Origin of the sequence: Lentzea cavernae, from assembly GCF_014653695.1 — a bacterium.
GTDB lineage: Bacteria > Actinomycetota > Actinomycetes > Mycobacteriales > Pseudonocardiaceae > Lentzea > Lentzea cavernae.
Map to the genome: position 1 here is coordinate 1 of NZ_BNAR01000002.1, position 18,108 is coordinate 18,108.

The window sequence follows — 18,108 nt, forward strand, 5'->3', positions numbered from 1 at the left end:
CACGAGCCACCACAACAACATCACGAACATCGGGGTGATCACCGATGACGACCTCGACCTCACCGGGCTCCACCCGGTAACCGCGGATCTTCACCTGCTCATCGACACGACCCAAGAACTCGATCGTCCCGTCCGCACGCCACCGCGCCCGGTCACCCGTCCGGTACAAACGCCCACCAGAACCGGCGAACACGTCCGGAACGAACCGGAGGGAGGTGAGGTCGGGCCGCCCCAGGTAGCCGCGCGCCACACCGGCGCCACCGACCAGCAGCTCACCGGGAACGCCGACGGGAACAGGCCGCATCGCCGAGTCGACGACGACAGCGCGCGCACCGGCCAGCGGTGTGCCGATCGGCACCACAGCGGCAGGGTGGTCCTCCGTGACCGCGTGGAAGATCGAGTCGATCGCCGCCTCGGTCACACCGAACACGTTGCCCGGCACCGCATTCGGCGCCACCTCCGCAACAGCGGTGACAAGCGCGTCGTGCGTCCACATGTCCGTACCCGAGATCACCAACCGCAGCGACTCGACCGGGCCTGCGATCCGGCAATGCGCGGCCAGGTCACGCAGCAACATGCCCGGGACGATCTCCGCGACCTCGATCCGATGCTCTACCAACGTGGCGTGCAACGACTCGACGGACACGTGCTCGTCGTGCGGCAAGAACACGACCGTCTGCCCGAACGCCAACGCCCGCGTCATGTCACCGATCGACACGTCGAACCCAGGACCCGACATCGACAACACCGGCCCAGGCCCGCCCAGTGCGGCCAAACCGTCACGCCAACCGGCCACATAGGACGAAAGAGCGCTGTGCGTGACGGCCACGCCCTTGGGACGCCCCGTGGAACCCGAGGTGTAAGCGATGTACGCCAACGCATCGGGGTCGACCGGCGGAAGAACCTCCCCAGAAGCCTCAGCCACGTCATCGACCAGCAACACCTCACCGGAGAACCCGGACAGATCCGTGGTCGTCACGACCGCGACCACACCGGCATCCGCCAGCAGGAACTCCAGCCGCTCAGCCGGAAGCCCAGGGTTGACCGGCACGTACACGCCGCCAGAGCGCAGCACACCCTGGAAAGCGACCGCCAGTTCGATCCCGCGCGGCACCAGTACGGCGACCGGCGACTCGACGGTCACCCCGGCCTGCCGGAGCCGTCCTGCCAACGCGTCCGCACGGGCGTCCAGCTCGGCGAACGTCAGCCGCTCGTCACCGCACACCACGGCAACGCCGTCGCCCGCCCAGCCACGGATCAGCTCCGGCACAGACGCCTCGGCAGCCGGAACGGGGGTCTCACCCCACGCCACCAGCTCCGCCGCCTGCTCCGGACGCTGCAACGGCACGTCGGCGACGGCCAGCCCGGGCCGTTCCGCGACGGCGGTCAGCACGACCACCAACTGGTCGAGGATCCGCGCCACGGTGGCCGAGTCGAACGCGGCCGTCGAGAACTCCGCCTCGATGCGCAGCGTGCGTTCGAGGTCGACGGCGAACGTGAGCGGGTAGTTGCCCTGTTCCACCGAGTCGACGGAGGCGTAGCCGTCGGGAACCTCGGCCAGGTCGTCCGGCAGTTCGCGGTGGGGGTAGTTGCCGAACACGACGATCGAGTCGAACAGCGCACGGCCGCCCGGTACCGACGACCAGCGCTGGACGTCCACCAGCGGCGTGTACTCGAACCGCTGCAGCGCGACCTGGTTGTCCCGCAGCTCGCGCAGCCACGACGTGAACGGCACGTCCGCGGGCACGGCGGTCCGCACCGGCAGGGTGTTGATGAAGAGACCGACGATCGACTCCACGCCGGTCAGGTCGCCGGGTCGGCCGGACACGGTGAGCCCGAACAGCACGTCGTCCTCGCCGGAGGACGCGGACAGGACCTTGGCCCACGCCGCCTGCACGACCGTCGACAAGGTGACGCGCTCGCGGCGAGCCAACTCGACCAGCTTGGCGGTGACGCCCTCGGACAGCCTCGTCTTCAGGCGGTCCTGCGCGTAGTGGTTGGTGGCCAACCGGTCCACGGGCAACGGGGTCGGCGCCTCGAAACCGTCCAGAGCGGACCGCCAGAACGACTCCGACTCGTCGGGGTCGCGCCCGTCCAGCCACGCGATGAACTCGCGGTACGACCGCACCGGAGCCAGCGACGAACCGTCGTAAGCGGCCAGGACCTCGTCCATCACGACGGGCAGACTCCACCCGTCGCACAGGCCCTGGTACAGCCCCCACACCAGCCACAACCGGCCCTCGCCGCGATCCACCAGGTACAACCGCATCAACGGCGGCGCGGCGAGGTCGAAGCCCAGCGCCCGGTCCTGCGCCAGCAGCTCACGAAGCCGCGCGTGCTGGGCTTCCGAATCGACCTCGGACCAGTCGTGCACCTGCAGCGGCACGTCGACATCGGCCAGCACGACCTGCACCGGTTCGCTGACGCCCTCCCACACGAACCCGCTGCGCAACGCGGCGTGCCGTGAGATCACCGTCCGCCAGGCGTCGGCCAAGAGGTCGGCGTCAAGAGGACCGGCCAAGTCGTACACGCTTTGGCCCCAGTAAAGGCCGTCGACCGGCGAACCCACGACACCGAACAACATGCCCGACTGCACCGGAGCCAACCGGTACACGTCCGCCAACGCATAGCGGGAGGCGAGCCCGTCCACGTCGCCTTGCTCCAGCGACGCCAACGGGAAGTCCGACGGGGTGAAGCCCGACGCACCGGACTGACAATGCGCCACCAGCGCGCGCAACGCCTCGACGTACCGGGCCGCAACCCGCTCTACGGTGCCGGTGAGGTGCAGGTTCGTGCTGTGCAGCCAGTCGATGCGCAGCCGGCCGTCGGCCGCGCGCACCACCTCGAGCTGCAACGGGTAGGCCCGCGTCCCACCAGAACCCTGCATCGGGCCCGCCAAATCGGCGGGAAGTTCGCGGCGGATCAGGCCGTGCGAGTCGACGGCGTCGAAAGCGCCGAGGTAGTTGAACAGCACCGGACGCTCAGGAGCACCGGCCAACTCGCCGTGCAGCCACCGCAAGGCGCCGTAGCCGACACCACGTCGGGGCGCCGAGCGCAGCTGTTCCTTGACGGACTTCACCGTCGCGCCGATGTCCTCGTGCCGGTCCAGCCGCACCGGGAAGATCGACGTGAACCACCCGACCGTGCGCGACAGGTCCAGGTCCTCGCGGCCGTGGCTCTCCAGGTCGACGGTGACGTGGCCGGTGCCCGCCCACTCCCCCAGCACGGTCGCGAGAGCGGCGAGCAACAGGTCGTTGGCCTGCGTGCGATAAGCCTTGTGCGCCTCGCCGAACAGCGCGGCGGTGGTGTCGGCGTCGAGCCACGTGGTCACCACGGCGCCGGAGGCCTCGGTGTTCGGGCCGTCGCCGTCGACCGGCAGCGCGACCACGTCCGAGGTCGCCGCGGCCCAGTGGTCGCGTTCGCCGCCGGCATCGAGTTCCAGCAGGTGCTCGGCCCACTGCTGGAACGACGCCGTCTTCGGCCCCAGCGCCTCCGAGCGGTACGCGGTGTCGAGGTCTTCCAACAAGACGTTCCACGACACCCCGTCCATCACGAGGTGGTGGACGGTCAGACCGAGCCACGCGGGCTCGTCACCGCGATCGAAGTAGACAGCGGCGAGCAGCGGACCGTCGTTCAGCCGCAACGACTTCTGCGCCACCGTCATCTCGGCGGCCACGTCCCCGGAACCCTCGACGACCCGCAACAGGTCAGCGGCCTCGATCCCGGCGTTGTGCTGACCATCGGCCGAGAACCGGATCCGCAACGCGTCGTGGTGCGCCACGAGCACATCAAGCGCCTGACCCAGTCGTTCAGGATCGGTGCCGGGTGCCAGTTCGAACATGCCCGACCAGTTCCAGTGGTCGCGGTCCGGGACGTCCTGCGCCACGAACCAGTGCTGGATCGGCGTCAACGGCACCGGTCCGGTGACCAGGCCCTGCTCCGCCAGCGAGACCACGGGCGTCTCCCGCACGGCGAGCGCGAGTTCCGCGACCGTCTGGTGGGCGAACACGTCCGCCACGTCGACACCCAGGTCCGCCGCGCGGACACGGGCGACGATCTGCAGGCTCAGGATCGAGTCGCCACCGAGCTCGAAGAAGTTGTCGTGCACACCAACGCGTTCAACACCCAGAACCCCGCTCCACACCGCCGCGAGCGTCTCCTCGACAGCGGTCCGGGGAGCCACATACGTCTCGGCGACGGTCTCCGGCTCCGGCTCGGGAAGCCCGCGGCGGTCGACCTTGCCGTTCGGCGTGAGCGGCAACCGTTCCAGCGCAACGAATACCGACGGCACGAGGTAGTCCGGCACGCGTTCGCGCAACCACGCACGCAGCACCGAACCGGTGACCTCGAAGTCCTCGGCCACCACGTAAGCCACCAAGCGCTTGCCACCGTGAGGGCCACCATCCCGTGCCACCACAACGACATCACGCACACCGGGGTGATCACCGATGACGACCTCGACCTCACCGGGCTCCACCCGGTAACCGCGGATCTTCACCTGCTCGTCCACACGACCCAGGAACTCGATCGTGCCGTCCGCACGCCACCGCGCCCGGTCACCCGTGCGGTACAACCGGCCGCCCGGGCCACCGAACACGTCGGGCACGAACCGTTCCGCCGTCAGGTCCGGCCGGCCCACGTACCCCTGCGCCACACCCGAACCACCGACCAGCAGCTCACCGGGAACACCCACCGGCACCGGCCGCATCGCCGAGTCGACCACCACGGCCCGAGCCCCGGCCATCGGCGTGCCGATCGGCACCACGGCGGCGGGGTGGTCCTCACCCACGGGGTGGAAGATCGAGTCGATCGCCGCCTCGGTCACACCGAACACGTTGCCCGGCACGGCGTTCGGCGCCACCTCGGCCACCGCCGTGGTGAGCGCGTCGTGGGTCCACATGTCCGTACCGGAGATCACCAGGCGCAGCGACTTCACCGGCCCGGCCTCACGGCAGTACGCGGCCAGGTCGCGCAACAGCATGCCCGGCACGATCTCCGCGACCTCGACCTCGTGGTCCACCAAGGTCTCGTGCAGCGACTCCACCGTCACGTGCTCGTCGTGCGGCAGGAACACCACGGTCCGGCCGAACGCCAGCGCCCGCGTCATGTCCCCGATCGACACGTCGAACCCGGGACCCGACATCGAGAGCACCGTGCCCGGACCGCCCAGGTCGGCGAGCCCTTCCCGCCAGCCCGCGACGTACGACGACAGCGCCGCGTGCGTCACCGCGACACCCTTGGGCCGCCCCGTCGAACCCGACGTGTAGGCCACGTACGCCAACGCCTCGGGATCGATGTGCACCGGCAGCGCGCCGAAGCCCGGCGAGTCGTCCAGCACCAGCACCTCGGCGAACCCGGCCAGCTCCCCGGCCAGAGCCGCGGTCGTGACCGCGACCGTCGCGCCGGCGTCGGCCAGCAGGAACGCCAGCCGGTCAGCGGGAAGCCCGGGGTTGACCGGCACGTACACGCCACCGGAGCGCAGCACGCCCTGGAACGCGACAGCGAGTTCGACCCCGCGCGGCACCAGCACCGCGACCCGAGACCCGACCACCACGCCTGCCTGCTGCAGCCGGCCGGCCAGCGCCTCCGCCCGGAAACCGAGCTCGGCGAACGTCAGGCTCTCCGCGCCGCAGACGACCGCGACCTCGGGCGAGATCCGCGCCCAGTCGTCGATCAGGTCGGGCACCGGCCGTTCGGTGGCGGGCTCGCGGCTCTCGCCCCACGCCACCAGCGCCGCGGCCTGTTCCGGGCGCTGCAACGGCACGTCCCGCACGACCAGCTCCGGCTGCCGCACGACGGCGGTCAGCACGACCACGAGCTGGTCGAGGACGCGCTCCACCGTCACGGCGTCGAACGCGGCCGTCGAGAACTCGGCCTCGATCTTGAGCTCGGCCTCGACGTCGACGGCGAACGTGAGCGGGTAGTTGCCCTGCTCCACCGAGTCGAGCAACGGCGACAGCTCGAAGTCGGCGACGCGGCTCTGGCCACCGGGGTAGTTGCGCAGCACGACGATGCTGTCGAACAGCGCACGCCCACCGGGCACCGAGGACCAGCGTTGCGCGTCCACCAGCGGCGTGTACTCGAACCGCTGCACGGCCGCCTGGTTGTCCCGCAGCTCGCGCAGCCACGACGTGAACGGCACGTCCGCGGGCACGGCGGTCCGCACCGGCAGCGTGTTGATGAACAGGCCGACGGTCGACTCGACCCCGGCCAGCTCGGGCGGCCTGCCCGACACGGTCAGGCCGAAGACCACCTCGTCCTCGCCCGAGGACGCCGACAGCACCTTGGCCCACGCGGCCTGCACCACCGCCGACAACGTCACGCGCTCACGCCGGGCCAGCTCGACCAGCCCCGCGGTCACGTCCGCGTCGAGGTGCGTGCGCCGCCGGTCCTGCGCGTAGTGGTTGGCGGCCAACCGGTCCACCGGCAACGGGGTGGGCGCCTCGAATCCGTCCAAATAGGACCGCCAGAACGACTCCGACTCGCCGGGGTCGCGTCCGTCCAGCCACGCGATGAACTCGCGGTAGGACCGTGCGGGAGCCAGCGACGCACCGTCGTAGGCGGTCAGAACCTCATCCAGGACAACGGGCAGACTCCACCCGTCGCACAGACCCTGGTACAGCCCCCAGACCAGCCAGTGCTGCCCGAGACCCCGGTCGACGAGGTACAGGCGCGTCAACGGCGGCGCGGCGAGGTCGAAGCCCAGCGCCCGGTCCTGCGCCAGCAACTCCCGCAACCGGGCGTGCTGGGTCTCCGCGTCGAGGTCGGACCAGTCGTGCACCTGCAGCGGCACGTCGACGTCGGCCAGCACGACCTGCACCGGCTCGCTGACACCCTCCCACACGAACCCGCTGCGCAACGCCGCCTGGCGCGCGATCACCGTCCGCCAGGCACCGGCGAGCCGGTCGGCGTTCACGGTCCCGGTGAGCTCGTAGATCCCCTGGCCCCAGTAGAGGCCGTCCTCGGCGGGAGCACCGACGACACCGAACAACATGCCCGACTGCACCGGCGCCAACCGGTACACGTCCGCCAGAGCCGGGAACCGCGCCGCCAGTCGATCGACCTCGCCCTGCGCCAGCGACGCCAACGGGAAGTCCGACGGCGTGAGGCCCGAAACCCCGGACCGGCAGTGCGCGACCAGCGCCTCCAGCTCGCGCCGGTAGGTCGCGGCCAGCCGCTCGACGGTCGCGTCCTCGTGCAGGTCCGCGCTGTAGTGCCACTCGACCTGCAGCTGCCCGTCGGCGGTGCGGGTCACCTCGAGGTTCAGCACGTGGGACCGCGTGCCACGACCGGCCGTCGCGGCGCCTCGCAACGCCACGGGCAGTTCGCGCCGCAGCAGATCCCCGGTTCCTGCACCGGATCCGAGGTAGTTGAACAGCACCGGACGCTCTGGCGCGTCGGCCAGTTCTCCGTGCAACCAGCGCAGGGAGCCGTAGCCCACGCCACGACGCGGCACCGCCCGCAGCTGCTCCTTGACCGCCTTCACGGTCGCGCCGAGCTCCTCGTGCCGGCTCAGCCGCACCGGGAAGATCGACGTGAACCACCCGACCGTGCGCGACAGGTCGACCCCGTCCGCGATCGCCTCACGACCGTGGCTCTCCAGGTCGATGGTCAGCTCGTCGGTACCGGCCCACGGGCCGAGCGTGCGCACCAACGCCGACAGCAGCAGGTCGTTGCCCTGCGTGCGGTAAGCCTTGTGCGCGTCACCGAGCAACGCGGCGGTCGTCGCGGCGTCCAGCAGCGTCGTGTGGATCCGCGCGGAACGTTCGTCGTTGGGCCCGTCGCCGTCGACCGGCAGCGCGACCACACCGGAGGTCGCCGCCGTCCAGTGCTCCCGTTCAGCACTCGCGTCGAACGACTGGAGCTGCTCGGCCCACTGCTGGAACGAGGTGGTCTTCGGACCCAGCTCCTCCGAGCGGTACGCGGTGTCGAGGTCTTCCAACAAGACGTTCCACGACACCCCGTCCATCACGAGGTGATGCACGGTCAAGCCAAGCCACGCGGGCTCGTCACCGCGATCGAAGTACACAGCCGCGAGCAATGGACCATCCGCCAAGCGCAACGACTTCTGCGCCGCCGTCATCTCGGCGGCCACGTCCACGGAACCCTCGACGACCCGCAACAGGTCAGCGGCCTCGATCCCGGCGTTGTGCTGACCATCAGCCGAGAACCGGATCCGCAACGCGTCATGGTGCGCCACAAGTACGTCGAGCGCCTGACCCAACCGAACCGGGTCTGTGCCCGGTGCCAGCTCGAACACGCCCGACCAGTTCCAGTGGTCCCGGTCCTCGACGTCCTGCGCCACGAACCAGTGCTGGATCGGCGTCAACGGCACCGGCCCGGTGACCACGCCCTGCTCCGCCAGCGTCACCGCGGGGGTGTCGCGCACGACGGCCGCCAGTTCGGCGACGGTCTGGTGCGACAGCACGTCGGCCACGTCGACACCGAGCCCCGCAGCACGAGCACGCGCCACGATCTGCAGGCTCAGGATCGAGTCGCCGCCGAGCTCGAAGAAGTTGTCGTGCACGCCGACACGCCGGAAGCCCAGCACCTGCGCCCACACCGAGGCCAGAGCGTCCTCAGTGGACGTTCGAGGCGCTTCGTAGACCTCCGCGGTCTCGGGCTCCGGGTCGGGCAGACCACGACGGTCGACCTTGCCATTCGGCGTCAGCGGCAACCGTTCCAGCGCGACGAACACCGACGGCACCAGGTAGTCCGGCACCCGCTCGCGCAGCCAAGAGCGCAGCACCGAACCGGTGACCTCGGAGTCCTCGGCCACCACGTAGGCCACCAGGCGCTTACCGCCGTGAGGGCCGCCGTCCCGGGCCACCACGACGACGTCACGAACGTTCGGGTGGTCACCGATGACGACCTCGACCTCACCGGGCTCCACCCGGTAGCCGCGGATCTTCACCTGCTCGTCGACCCGGCCGAGGAACTCCAGCTCCCCGTCCGCGCGCCACCGCGCCCGGTCACCCGTGCGGTACAACCGGCCGCCCGACCCGCCGAACACGTCGGGCAGGAACCGTTCCGCCGTCAGGTCCGGGCGGCCGGCATACCCCCGTGCCAGACCGGCGCCACCGACCAGCAGCTCACCCTCGACGCCCACCGGCACCGGCCGCAACGACCCGTCCACGACGAACGTGCTGACACCGGCGAGCGGACCGCCGATCGGCACCACCTCGCCCTCGTGCTCCGGCCGCGCCACGACGGGGTGGAAGATCGAGTCGATCGCGGCCTCGGTCACGCCGAAGACGTTGCCCGGCAAGGCATTCGGTGCCACGGCCTCGACAGCCGACACCAGTGCGTCGTAGGTCCACATGTCGGTGCCGGAGATGACCAGGCGCAACGACTCGACCGGACCGGCCTCGCGGCAGTGGGCGGCGAGGTCGCGCAGCAGCATGCCGGGCACGATCTCGGCGACCTCGACCGCGTGGTCGGCCAGCGTCCGGTGCAGGGACTCGACCGACACGACCTCGTCGTGCGGCAGGAACACCACGGTCTGCCCGAACGCCAGCGCCCGCGTCATGTCCCCGATGGAGACGTCGAACCCGGGGCCCGACATCGACAGCACGGTGCCGGGCCCGCCCAGCGGTTCGAGCGCCTGGCTCCAGCCCGCCACGTACGACGACAACGCGGCGTGCGTCACCGCCACGCCCTTGGGCCGTCCCGTCGAACCCGACGTGTAAGCCACGTACGCCAGCGCGTTCGGGTCGATGCGCACCGGCACCGGTTCGACGACCGCGGACGTGTCGTCCAGCAGCAGCACCTCCCCGGCGAACCCGGCCAGCTCACCGGCCAGAGCCGGGGTCGTGACCGCGACCGTCGCGCCGGCGTCGGCCAGCAGGAACGCCAGCCGGTCAGCGGGCAGACCCGGGTTGACCGGCACGTACACACCACCGGACCGCAGCACGCCCTGGAACGCGACGGCCAGGTCGAGCCCGCGCGGCACCAGCACCGCCACCGCGGACTCCACCGCCACCCCGGCGTGCTGGAGCCGGCCTGCGAGCGCGTCGGCACGGGAACCCAGCTCGCCGAACGTGAGCCGGTCCTCACCGCACACGACCGCGAGCCGGTCGGCACCGCCACCGGCGATCAGGTCGGGAACGGTCGAGGTCAGGCCCTGCGCCGCCCCCGCTCCCCAGCGGCGGGTCAGCCCCAGGTCCACAGTGGACGGAGCGGGCGCGCCGTCGACCGGACCGCGCGCGAGCCGGTCGAGCACCTCCAGGAACCGTTCCTCGTGCAACGCCAGCTCGGCGCCGGCGGCCACGCCGTCCTCGACGTCGACGTCCATCCACGCCTGATCGCCGTGCGACCAGCCGTAGGTGGTGACGGTGAGGTCGCGGATCGGGCCGACCGCGAGGTTGCGGGGCACGTCGGCGTGCACGCCGGGACCGAAGCTCCGCGACCGGTTGAAGTCGACCACGTTGAGCGTCGGCCCGAACCAGGCGCCGTTGCCGGTGACCCCGAGCAGCCGGGCCAGGTCCTCGCCGCGGTACCGCGACCTGGCGGTGATCTCGGCCAGCCGCGCGGTGGTCGCGCCGGTCAGCTCGCGGACCGTCACGTCGTCCGGCAGGTGCAGGACCACGGGTGCGACGCCTGCGAGCAGGCCGGGGGTGGAGCGGGACAGCGGACTGCGGCGGGAGGCCGTGGGCAGGCTGAACACCACGTCGTCGCGGTCGGTCAGCTGCCGCTGGTAGGCGGCGAAGGCGGAGACGAGGAAGTGCGGGACGCGCAGGCCCAGCTCGGCCGAGCGTTCCAGGACGGCCTCGCGCAGCGCCGCGCCGACCGCGATCGTGCGCCGCCGTGACGGCCGCTGCCGTTCGGGACGGCGTTCGTCCTGCCGGCCCCGCAGCACCTCCGCGACGGAGTCGAGCCAGTACCGCTCGTCGGCCTCGCGGTCGGCGGAGCGCCGGTAGGCCTCGTCCTCGGTCACGACGTCGGCCCACGAACCGAAGTAGCGGGGCCTGTGCTCGCCGGAGTACACCTCCGCGACGCGCTGGGTGAGCAGGCTGAACGTGAAGATGTCGGAGATCAGGTGGTGCGCCCGGTGGTACCACCAGTGCTCGGCGTCGGCGACGCGCAGCAGCGCCCAGCGCCAGAGCGGTGCCGTGCGGTGGTCGATCGGGCGGGCGCCGTCGGCGTGCATCCACGCCCGTGCCGCACCGGCGGGATCGGTCTCGCCGCGCAGGTCCACCAGGGGCAGGACGTCGGCGGGAAGCTCGCCGGTCAACGCCTGCCAGGGCGAGCCGTCCGCGTGCTCGCCGAAGAACAGCCGGTAGGCATCGGTCTCCCCGGCCGCGACACGAGCGCTCGTCCGCAGGAGTTCCTCGTCGACGGCTCCGCGCAGGACCACGTACTGGGCCGGGTTGAACTCGGGGGTGTCCCCGAGCAACTCGGCGGACAGCCACATGTCCACCTGCGCCGCCGTCAGCGAGTACCGGACGCCGGGCACGCGCCGCTCAACCACTGAAACGCTCCTCATTGCTGATGGCCCCGACACAACGGGACAGAGAGACCGCTGAAGTCACAGATACAGCGGGTGAAGGAGCACCTTTTGAAGTCCGTGCTCGTGGACTGCGGCCGGGCACGGAGGTGCCGGCGGGATCAGATCGTCCGCTCAGGGGCGTTCGGAGATCAACGGATCGCCGACGCCGCACCTGTGCGGGTGCGATCCCGCGCGCGACTTGTACGTGAATTCTCGGACAACGGCCATGAAAACCCCCTTGCGTCATCCGCCGATACCACGAATTCACGAGACGCGCACGCGAATCAGCGGGCCGACGAAAGCACCCCACCCCAAAGAAGCCCCCAGAGCCGCCGAAGCGACAACCGCAGATTAACCAGGGCTCAGACCAGCACGAATCCGCCGAACAGCCCAATTGCGCTCATATAAATTTCATCAATCCGCTTATAGGCCAATTGGGTGATCACAACCGGTGTCACGTGCAGCACGCGGTCAAACACGCGGTGTGACGAAACTCTGTGCCCCGTATCACACATGCACCGAATTCGTCCGCATTCGTCCGGAGTTTGGTAATTGCGAGAAGTTTTCGCCTACCAATTGAGATGGCCGAACACGTGCTCAGACACCATTCCCGGACCGATCCTCCACAATCGAAGTCAATCTGCCGCGAAGTGTTCGGGAACCTGCTACGGACGCTCTGCGTCTAATCGTGGGAGGTTTCTATTCGCGTACGCTCGCCGAGGCGGTGGCTCCGGAGTCACCAAAGAGGGGAGCGATTCCGGTGTTGACGGTGCAGGGCGTGGCAGCGCGGAACGGCACGGCCGTCCCACTGGCGCGACGCCCGGTGGCGGTGGTCGCAGGGCTCTTCGCGGTCCTGGTGTTCCCGGTCGCCGGGAACTACGGGCTCACGGCCGACGAGCTGTACTTCCGGATGCTGGGCGACAGCCCGCGCTGGGGGTACTTCGACCAGCCCCCGCTCGCGCCCCTGCTCGCCAAGGCGGGCTCGGTGCTGTTCGGCGACACGGTCTGGGGCATCCGGGCGCCCGCCCTGCTGTGCGGTCTGGCGATCGTCGTGCTCGCCGCGCTGATCACCGCGGAACTCGGCGGCGGGCCGCGGGCGCAGGTCTTCTCGGCGGCCGCCGCGGGCACGTCGGGCGTGGTGCTCGTGATGAGCCACTTCCTGCTGACCAACAGCCCGGACCTCGTCGCGTGGTGCGCGGTGGCCCTGTTCGTGCTGCGGGCGTTGCTGCGCGGGGACGGCCGGTGGTGGCTGGCGGCCGGAATCACGTGCGGTGTGGCCACCTACGCCAAGTACGTCGTGCTCCTGCTGCCGGTGACGCTCCTGCTGGCGCTGCTGGTCGTGGGGCCGCGCCGGGAGCTGCGCAGCCCGTGGCTGTGGGCGGGCGCCGGACTGACGCTGGTGATCAGCGCACCGAACTTCGTCTACCAGGCGGTCAACGGCTGGCCCCAGCTCGTCATGGCGCGGGCGCTGTCGGAGGGTGTCTGGACCGACGGGCTGATGTTCCCGCTCGACGTCGCGATCCTGGCCGGGCCGGTGGTGGCCGTGGTGATGGTCGTGGGCCTGGTGGGCGTGCTGCGCCGCCCGCGGTGGCGACCGGTCCGGGCGCTGGGCGCGGCCTACCTCCTCGGCACGGCGCTGGTGCTCGCCATCGCGCCCAGCGGCATCGACTACACCGAGGGCTACCTGGTGCCGTTGATCGCCGCGGGGTGCGTGCTCGTGGACGAGTGGCTCGCGCGGGGCCGGAAGCGGTTGCCCGCGGTGATCTCCCTGTTCGCGGTCTTCGCCGTGCTGCAGGTGGTCGTCTCCCTGCCGGTGCTGCCGGCACGGGTCTTCGTGCGGTACCCCGCCTCCAGCCTGACGACCGAGACCATCGGCTGGGAGCGGATCGCCAGGCAGGTGGCCGACGCCTACTCCACGTTGCCCGCCGGGGAACGCTCGCGTGCCGTGGTGCTGACGCGGAACTTCGGCGAGGCGGGCGCGTTGCACTGGATGCGTGACGACCACCCGCTCCCCCGCGTCTACAGCGGGCACAACGAGCTCTACTTCCAGGGACCACCGCCGGACACAGCCGACGTCGTGGTCGCGGTCGGTGTGGCGGAGGACCGGCTGGCGCAGGACTTCCGCGAGTGCTCGGTGGTGGCGCGCATCGACAACGGGTACGGGCTCGAGACCACGGAACAGGGCAGGCCCATCTCGGTGTGCCGCGGCCCGCGGGCGTCGTGGGCCGAGCTGTGGCCCGGCTACCGGCTCGTCGGGGCGTACTGACAACAGCACGACAACCTCGCCACAACAGCACGCCGGTACTCCTTCGGTCAGCAGGACCACAACCGAGGGAGACCATGGTGAAAGCCAAACTGGCGACGGTGCTGGCCGGGATGCTGGCGGTCGCGACGCTGATCGCGCCGGCCGTCAGCGCCACGGCGTACCAGCGCGACGTCTTCGTCCGCGACAACGTGAGCGACGTCGGCAACGAGCCCAGCTCCGGCAGCATCTACTACAGCCCCGACATCAAGGTGTGCACGACGCCGGTGCCGTGCGCCGTGTCGCAGAACCCCGTGGTGGGCGTCAACAACTACGTCTTCATCAACCTGAGACGGAAGCCGGGCGGCATCGGCAACGTCGACGGCAGCCTCCTGCTCTACCGCAGCAACCTCGGTGGTGGCACCGCGTGGCCGGGCGGCTGGACCTACATCGGCACCGCCGGCGCGACCGTGCCGGTGAGCGGCACGATGGTCATGATCACCTGGCCGGGCTGGAACGTGCCGGGCCCCGCGCACTTCTGCCTGCTGGCCCGCTGGGTGTCGAACGCCGACCCGATGACGTTCGCCGAGACCAGCAACACCCAGCAGAACGCCCAGCGCAACAACAACATCGCGTGGCGCAACGTCGACTCCGTGCGGGTCCGGCCGAACGAGCCGGTCCGCGTGCCGTACACGATCGGCAACCCCGAGCGCGGCGACGCCCGGCAGAACCTGATCTTCGAGCAGCCCCGTCCGTTCGCCGGCACGGTGACGTTCGACCTCGGCCAGGAGCTCACGGCGCGCTGGAAGGCCGCGGGAGGCAGGGCGACCGGCGTGAAGCAGGTCGGTGAGACGCAGTTCCAGGTCGTCGACGCGAAGGCCCGTTTCGACGGTCTGACGCTCAAGGGCGACGAACGCGTCGAGACGGCGCTGACCTTCGCGACCGACCGGGAGGCCGGCCCGGCGGAGCTGCACGTGCGCCAGACCGACGCCCAGGGCGCGGACCTCGGCGGAGCCCAGTACCTGATCAACGAGAAGGACTGAGTATCAACCCCGGTGGGTCCGTCTCCGTTACTCGGAGACGGACCCACCGAAAGGGTTGTCAATGAAGACCATCATGGTGTTGTTGCTGCTTCTGCTCGGGATCGTGCCCGCGCACGGAGCAGCGTCCTGCGACCCGCCGGACTGCCCGGTCGTCGTGGACGCGATCGACGGTCCGGTGCACGAGAAGGCGGATTCGTACACAGCGGTGCTGGCCCTGCGGGGCGGCGCGGCGCAGCAGGGCGTCGAGGTGGCGCAGCAGGACGTCGAGGTGGCGTACAGGTTCGTCGACGGGACCGCGAAGCAGGGCGAGGACTACAAGGCCGCGCCTCGCGGAACGGTCACGATCAAGGCCGGTCAAACCAGGGCCGGTGTGCCGTACCGGGTGCTGCGCGTGACGGATCAGAGCAAGCAGTTCACCCTCGAGATCACGTCGGTGAAGAACGGTCAGATCGGCAAGCGGGTGGCGGTGTTCACGATCGGCGGCAAGAGGTGAACAGCGTGACGGCCTGAGCCAGGTGCCGGGATGCCCCGGTCCACCGCCCGGACCGGCCCTCCAGGCCGGCGAACGTGCGGTGGACCTGGGCCAGCTCGAACCCGTCCGGCGCCTGGGTCCTGGCCTCCAGGGCGGCGGTGAGGTGCTCGCGGGCCGCGGTGAGGTCGCCCAGCGCCAGCTCGGCCTCGCCCAGCTGGCGCAACGTCGACGCCTCGCGGTGCCCGTCGCCGAGCATGCGGCACACCGCGAGCGCACCGGTGAGGCATTCCCTTGCCACAGCGGGATCTCCGAGCGCGAGCTGGGTGACGCCGAGACCGCTCAGCGCGTCGGCCTCGAAGCGGTGGTCGGTGATCTCCCTGCTGATCCGCAGGGCGTCGCCGAAGTAGCGCAACGCCGGTTCGAGGTCGGCGAGGTGGTGGAAGGCGTTGCCCAGCGTCATCAGCGTCGCCGCCTCCAGCCGCCGGTTCTCCCGGGCGCGGAAGGTCTCCAGCGCCGCGAACAACGGCTCGGCGGCCAGCTCCGGGCGGCCCATCCGGACGTAGGTGTACCCGAGGTTGCGCCGGGCCAGCGCAACACCCACCTCGTCACCCGCCGCGCCGTGCACGTCCATCGCCGCGCGGTAGGACTCCAGGGCCCGGTCGAACTCCCTCAGCTCGGAGTGCGCGTTGGCGATGTTGTTGTGCAGCCGCGCTTCCCCGCGCAGGTCGCCCGCCTCGCGCACCAGGCCGAGCGCTTCCCGTTGCACCACCATGGCTTCGGCGATGCGCGAGGTCATCTGCAGCGCGATCCCCTGTCCCCGCAGCATTTCCGCCTCGGCGCGCTGGTCACCGAGCGCGCGGGCGGCGCGGACGGCGTGCTCGCACTGCTCGACGCGGGCAGCCCAGTTGCCGCGCGCCTCGAAGTAGCTCGTCAGCAGGTACGCCAGCTGCCACGTCTCGCGGTGCAGGTTCTCGCGGGCGGCCAGCCGGATCACGTGCAGCACGTTGTCGCGTTCGGCGTCGAGGTAGGCGAGCACCTCGACGCGGTCGGCGGTGAACGGGAGGTCGTCCGAGCGCGTCCGCGACACGAGGTCGTGGCGTGGGTTGAGCACCTCCCCCGCCGCGTGCGCGATCGTCAGGTAGCGGTCGAGCAGGCGCGCCACGCCGTCGCCGATGTCGCCGCTCTGCCGGGCGAACAGCCGGATCAGGTCGTGCAGGGCGTACCGGCCGTTGCCCATCTCGCTGACGAGGTGCGACGCGACGAGCTCGTCGAGGCCCGGCCCCATCGCGTCGGCGAGGTCGGCGGGGAAGCTCGCGCCGGGGTGCTCGCCGAGCACGCGGAACAGCCGCGCCGCCTGCGGGCTCAGCGTGCGGTGCGCGCTGGCGAACACGGTCCGGACCGTGCGATCGTCGCCGTCGACCGTCAGCACGTCCAGCGGGTCGTTGCGGCTCAGCTCCCGCACCAGGTCGGCGATCCGACGGCCGGGCCTGATCGCGAGACGCGCTGCCGCGATGCGCAACGCCAACGGTAGCCGTCCACAGTGGACCACCAGCTCCGCCGTGGCACCGGGTTCGGCGCTCACGCGCTCCTCACCGAGGATGCCGGTCAGCAGGTCGTGCGCCTCGGGGTCGGTGAGCAGGTCGAGGCTGACGGTGTGCACGGCGTGGCGGGTGCCGAGCGCCGACAGCGCGTCACGGCTCGTGATCAGCAGCAGGTTGCCCTGGTCGCCCGGCACGAGCGGCAGCACGTCCCGCGCACGGCGCACGTCGTCCAGCAGGATGAGCACCCGCTTGCCGTGCAACAACGTCCGGTACAGCGGGGCCGGATCGGCGGGCACGCGGTCCGCGGGAACACCGAGCCCGTGCAGCATCTCGGTGAGCGCCTGGGCGGGCGTGAGGCGTTGCAGGTCCAGGAACACCTGCCCGTCCGGGAAGCGGCCGGCGACGCGGCGCGCCCACTCGACGGCGAAGGTGGTCTTGCCGACGCCCGCGACACCGGAGACCACGACGATCGGCGGCAGGTCCGCGAGGGCGGCGAACTCGGCGGCACGGCCGGTGAAGTGCCCGGCGCGGGCCGGCAGCTGGGCCGGTCTCGCGCTGTGCAGGGCGGGGTCGCGGCGCAGGATGGCGGTGTGCAGTGAGGTGAGGTCGGGGCCGGGGTCCACGCCGAGCTCGTCGGCGAGCCTGCGCCTGAGTCTTCGGAACACCTCCAGCGCGTCCGCGTGCCTGCCGTCGCGGTGCAACGCCCGCATCAGCAGGCCCACGAGCCGTTCCCTGGTCGGGTGGCCGACCACGAGCCGTTCCAGCTCCTCGACGGCGTCGGGCCGGTCGAGCCGCTCGCCCCAGTGCGCCTCCAGCGCCGCGAGCCGCTGCTCCCGCAACCGGTCGATCTCCGCCCGGCCCCACCCGAACAGCTCGGTGCCCGCCAGCGGCTCGCCCCGCCACAGCCCGAGATCCCTGGTCCGCGCGAACGCCTCCGCGTCGACGGACGCGTCCAGCTGGTAGCCGCCGGGCTTGGTGAGCAGGGCGCCGGGCAGCCCGCAGTCGGCGAGCGCCTGCCGCACGCGTGCGACATGGCTGTGCAACGACCGCACGGCCGTGCGCGGCGGATCCTCGCCCCACAGGACGTCGACGAGGCGGTCGACGGGGACCGGTGTGCCCGCGCGCAGGGCCAGCACCGCGACGATGCTGCGCTGCCTCGCCCCGGTCAGCACCGCGCGGCCGTGCGGGCCGCACACCTCGACCGGACCGAGAATCCGCACCTCACCAGCTGTTACACGCACGTGGCGTTACGTTAACGGCCGGATTTCGCTGGTGGCAGCGCTGTTCGTGGGACAGAACCGGCAATTCGCCGGACGGCCCCC

Annotated in this window: 5 protein-coding genes; 3 read left to right on the forward strand and 2 right to left on the reverse strand. The window is 71.0% G+C overall.

The genetic code is table 11. From position 1 onward, the window contains the following. Positions 1 to 11,470: non-ribosomal peptide synthetase (locus IE307_RS06005; protein WP_191296541.1), on the reverse strand; the 11,470-nt coding region annotated here is incomplete at its 3' end. A gap of 796 nt (positions 11,471 to 12,266) precedes the next feature. Between IE307_RS06005 and IE307_RS06010 the strand changes: the two genes are divergently transcribed. From IE307_RS06010 to IE307_RS06020, 3 genes are all read left to right on the forward strand, one after another. Further along, positions 12,267 to 13,754, forward strand: a complete 1,488-nt coding sequence (locus IE307_RS06010) for an ArnT family glycosyltransferase (protein ID WP_229904451.1) — start codon at positions 12,267 to 12,269, stop codon at positions 13,752 to 13,754. A gap of 77 nt (positions 13,755 to 13,831) precedes the next feature. Then, positions 13,832 to 14,773 carry a hypothetical protein gene (locus IE307_RS06015; protein ID WP_191296543.1) on the forward strand — a complete coding sequence of 314 codons (942 nt, stop codon included), beginning with the start codon at positions 13,832 to 13,834 and terminating at the stop codon, positions 14,771 to 14,773. Between the two features lie 61 nt (positions 14,774 to 14,834). Next, positions 14,835 to 15,266 (forward strand): Calx-beta domain-containing protein, encoded by a 432-nt coding sequence (locus IE307_RS06020; protein ID WP_191296544.1) that lies wholly within the window; start codon positions 14,835 to 14,837, stop codon positions 15,264 to 15,266. On the opposite strand, the gene IE307_RS06025 is transcribed toward IE307_RS06020, so the two are convergent. Then, positions 15,244 to 18,027 (reverse strand): AfsR/SARP family transcriptional regulator, encoded by a 2,784-nt coding sequence (locus IE307_RS06025; protein WP_229904452.1) that lies wholly within the window; start codon positions 18,025 to 18,027, stop codon positions 15,244 to 15,246. The genes IE307_RS06020 and IE307_RS06025 overlap by 23 nt on opposite strands. Positions 18,028 to 18,108 lie beyond the last annotated feature (81 nt).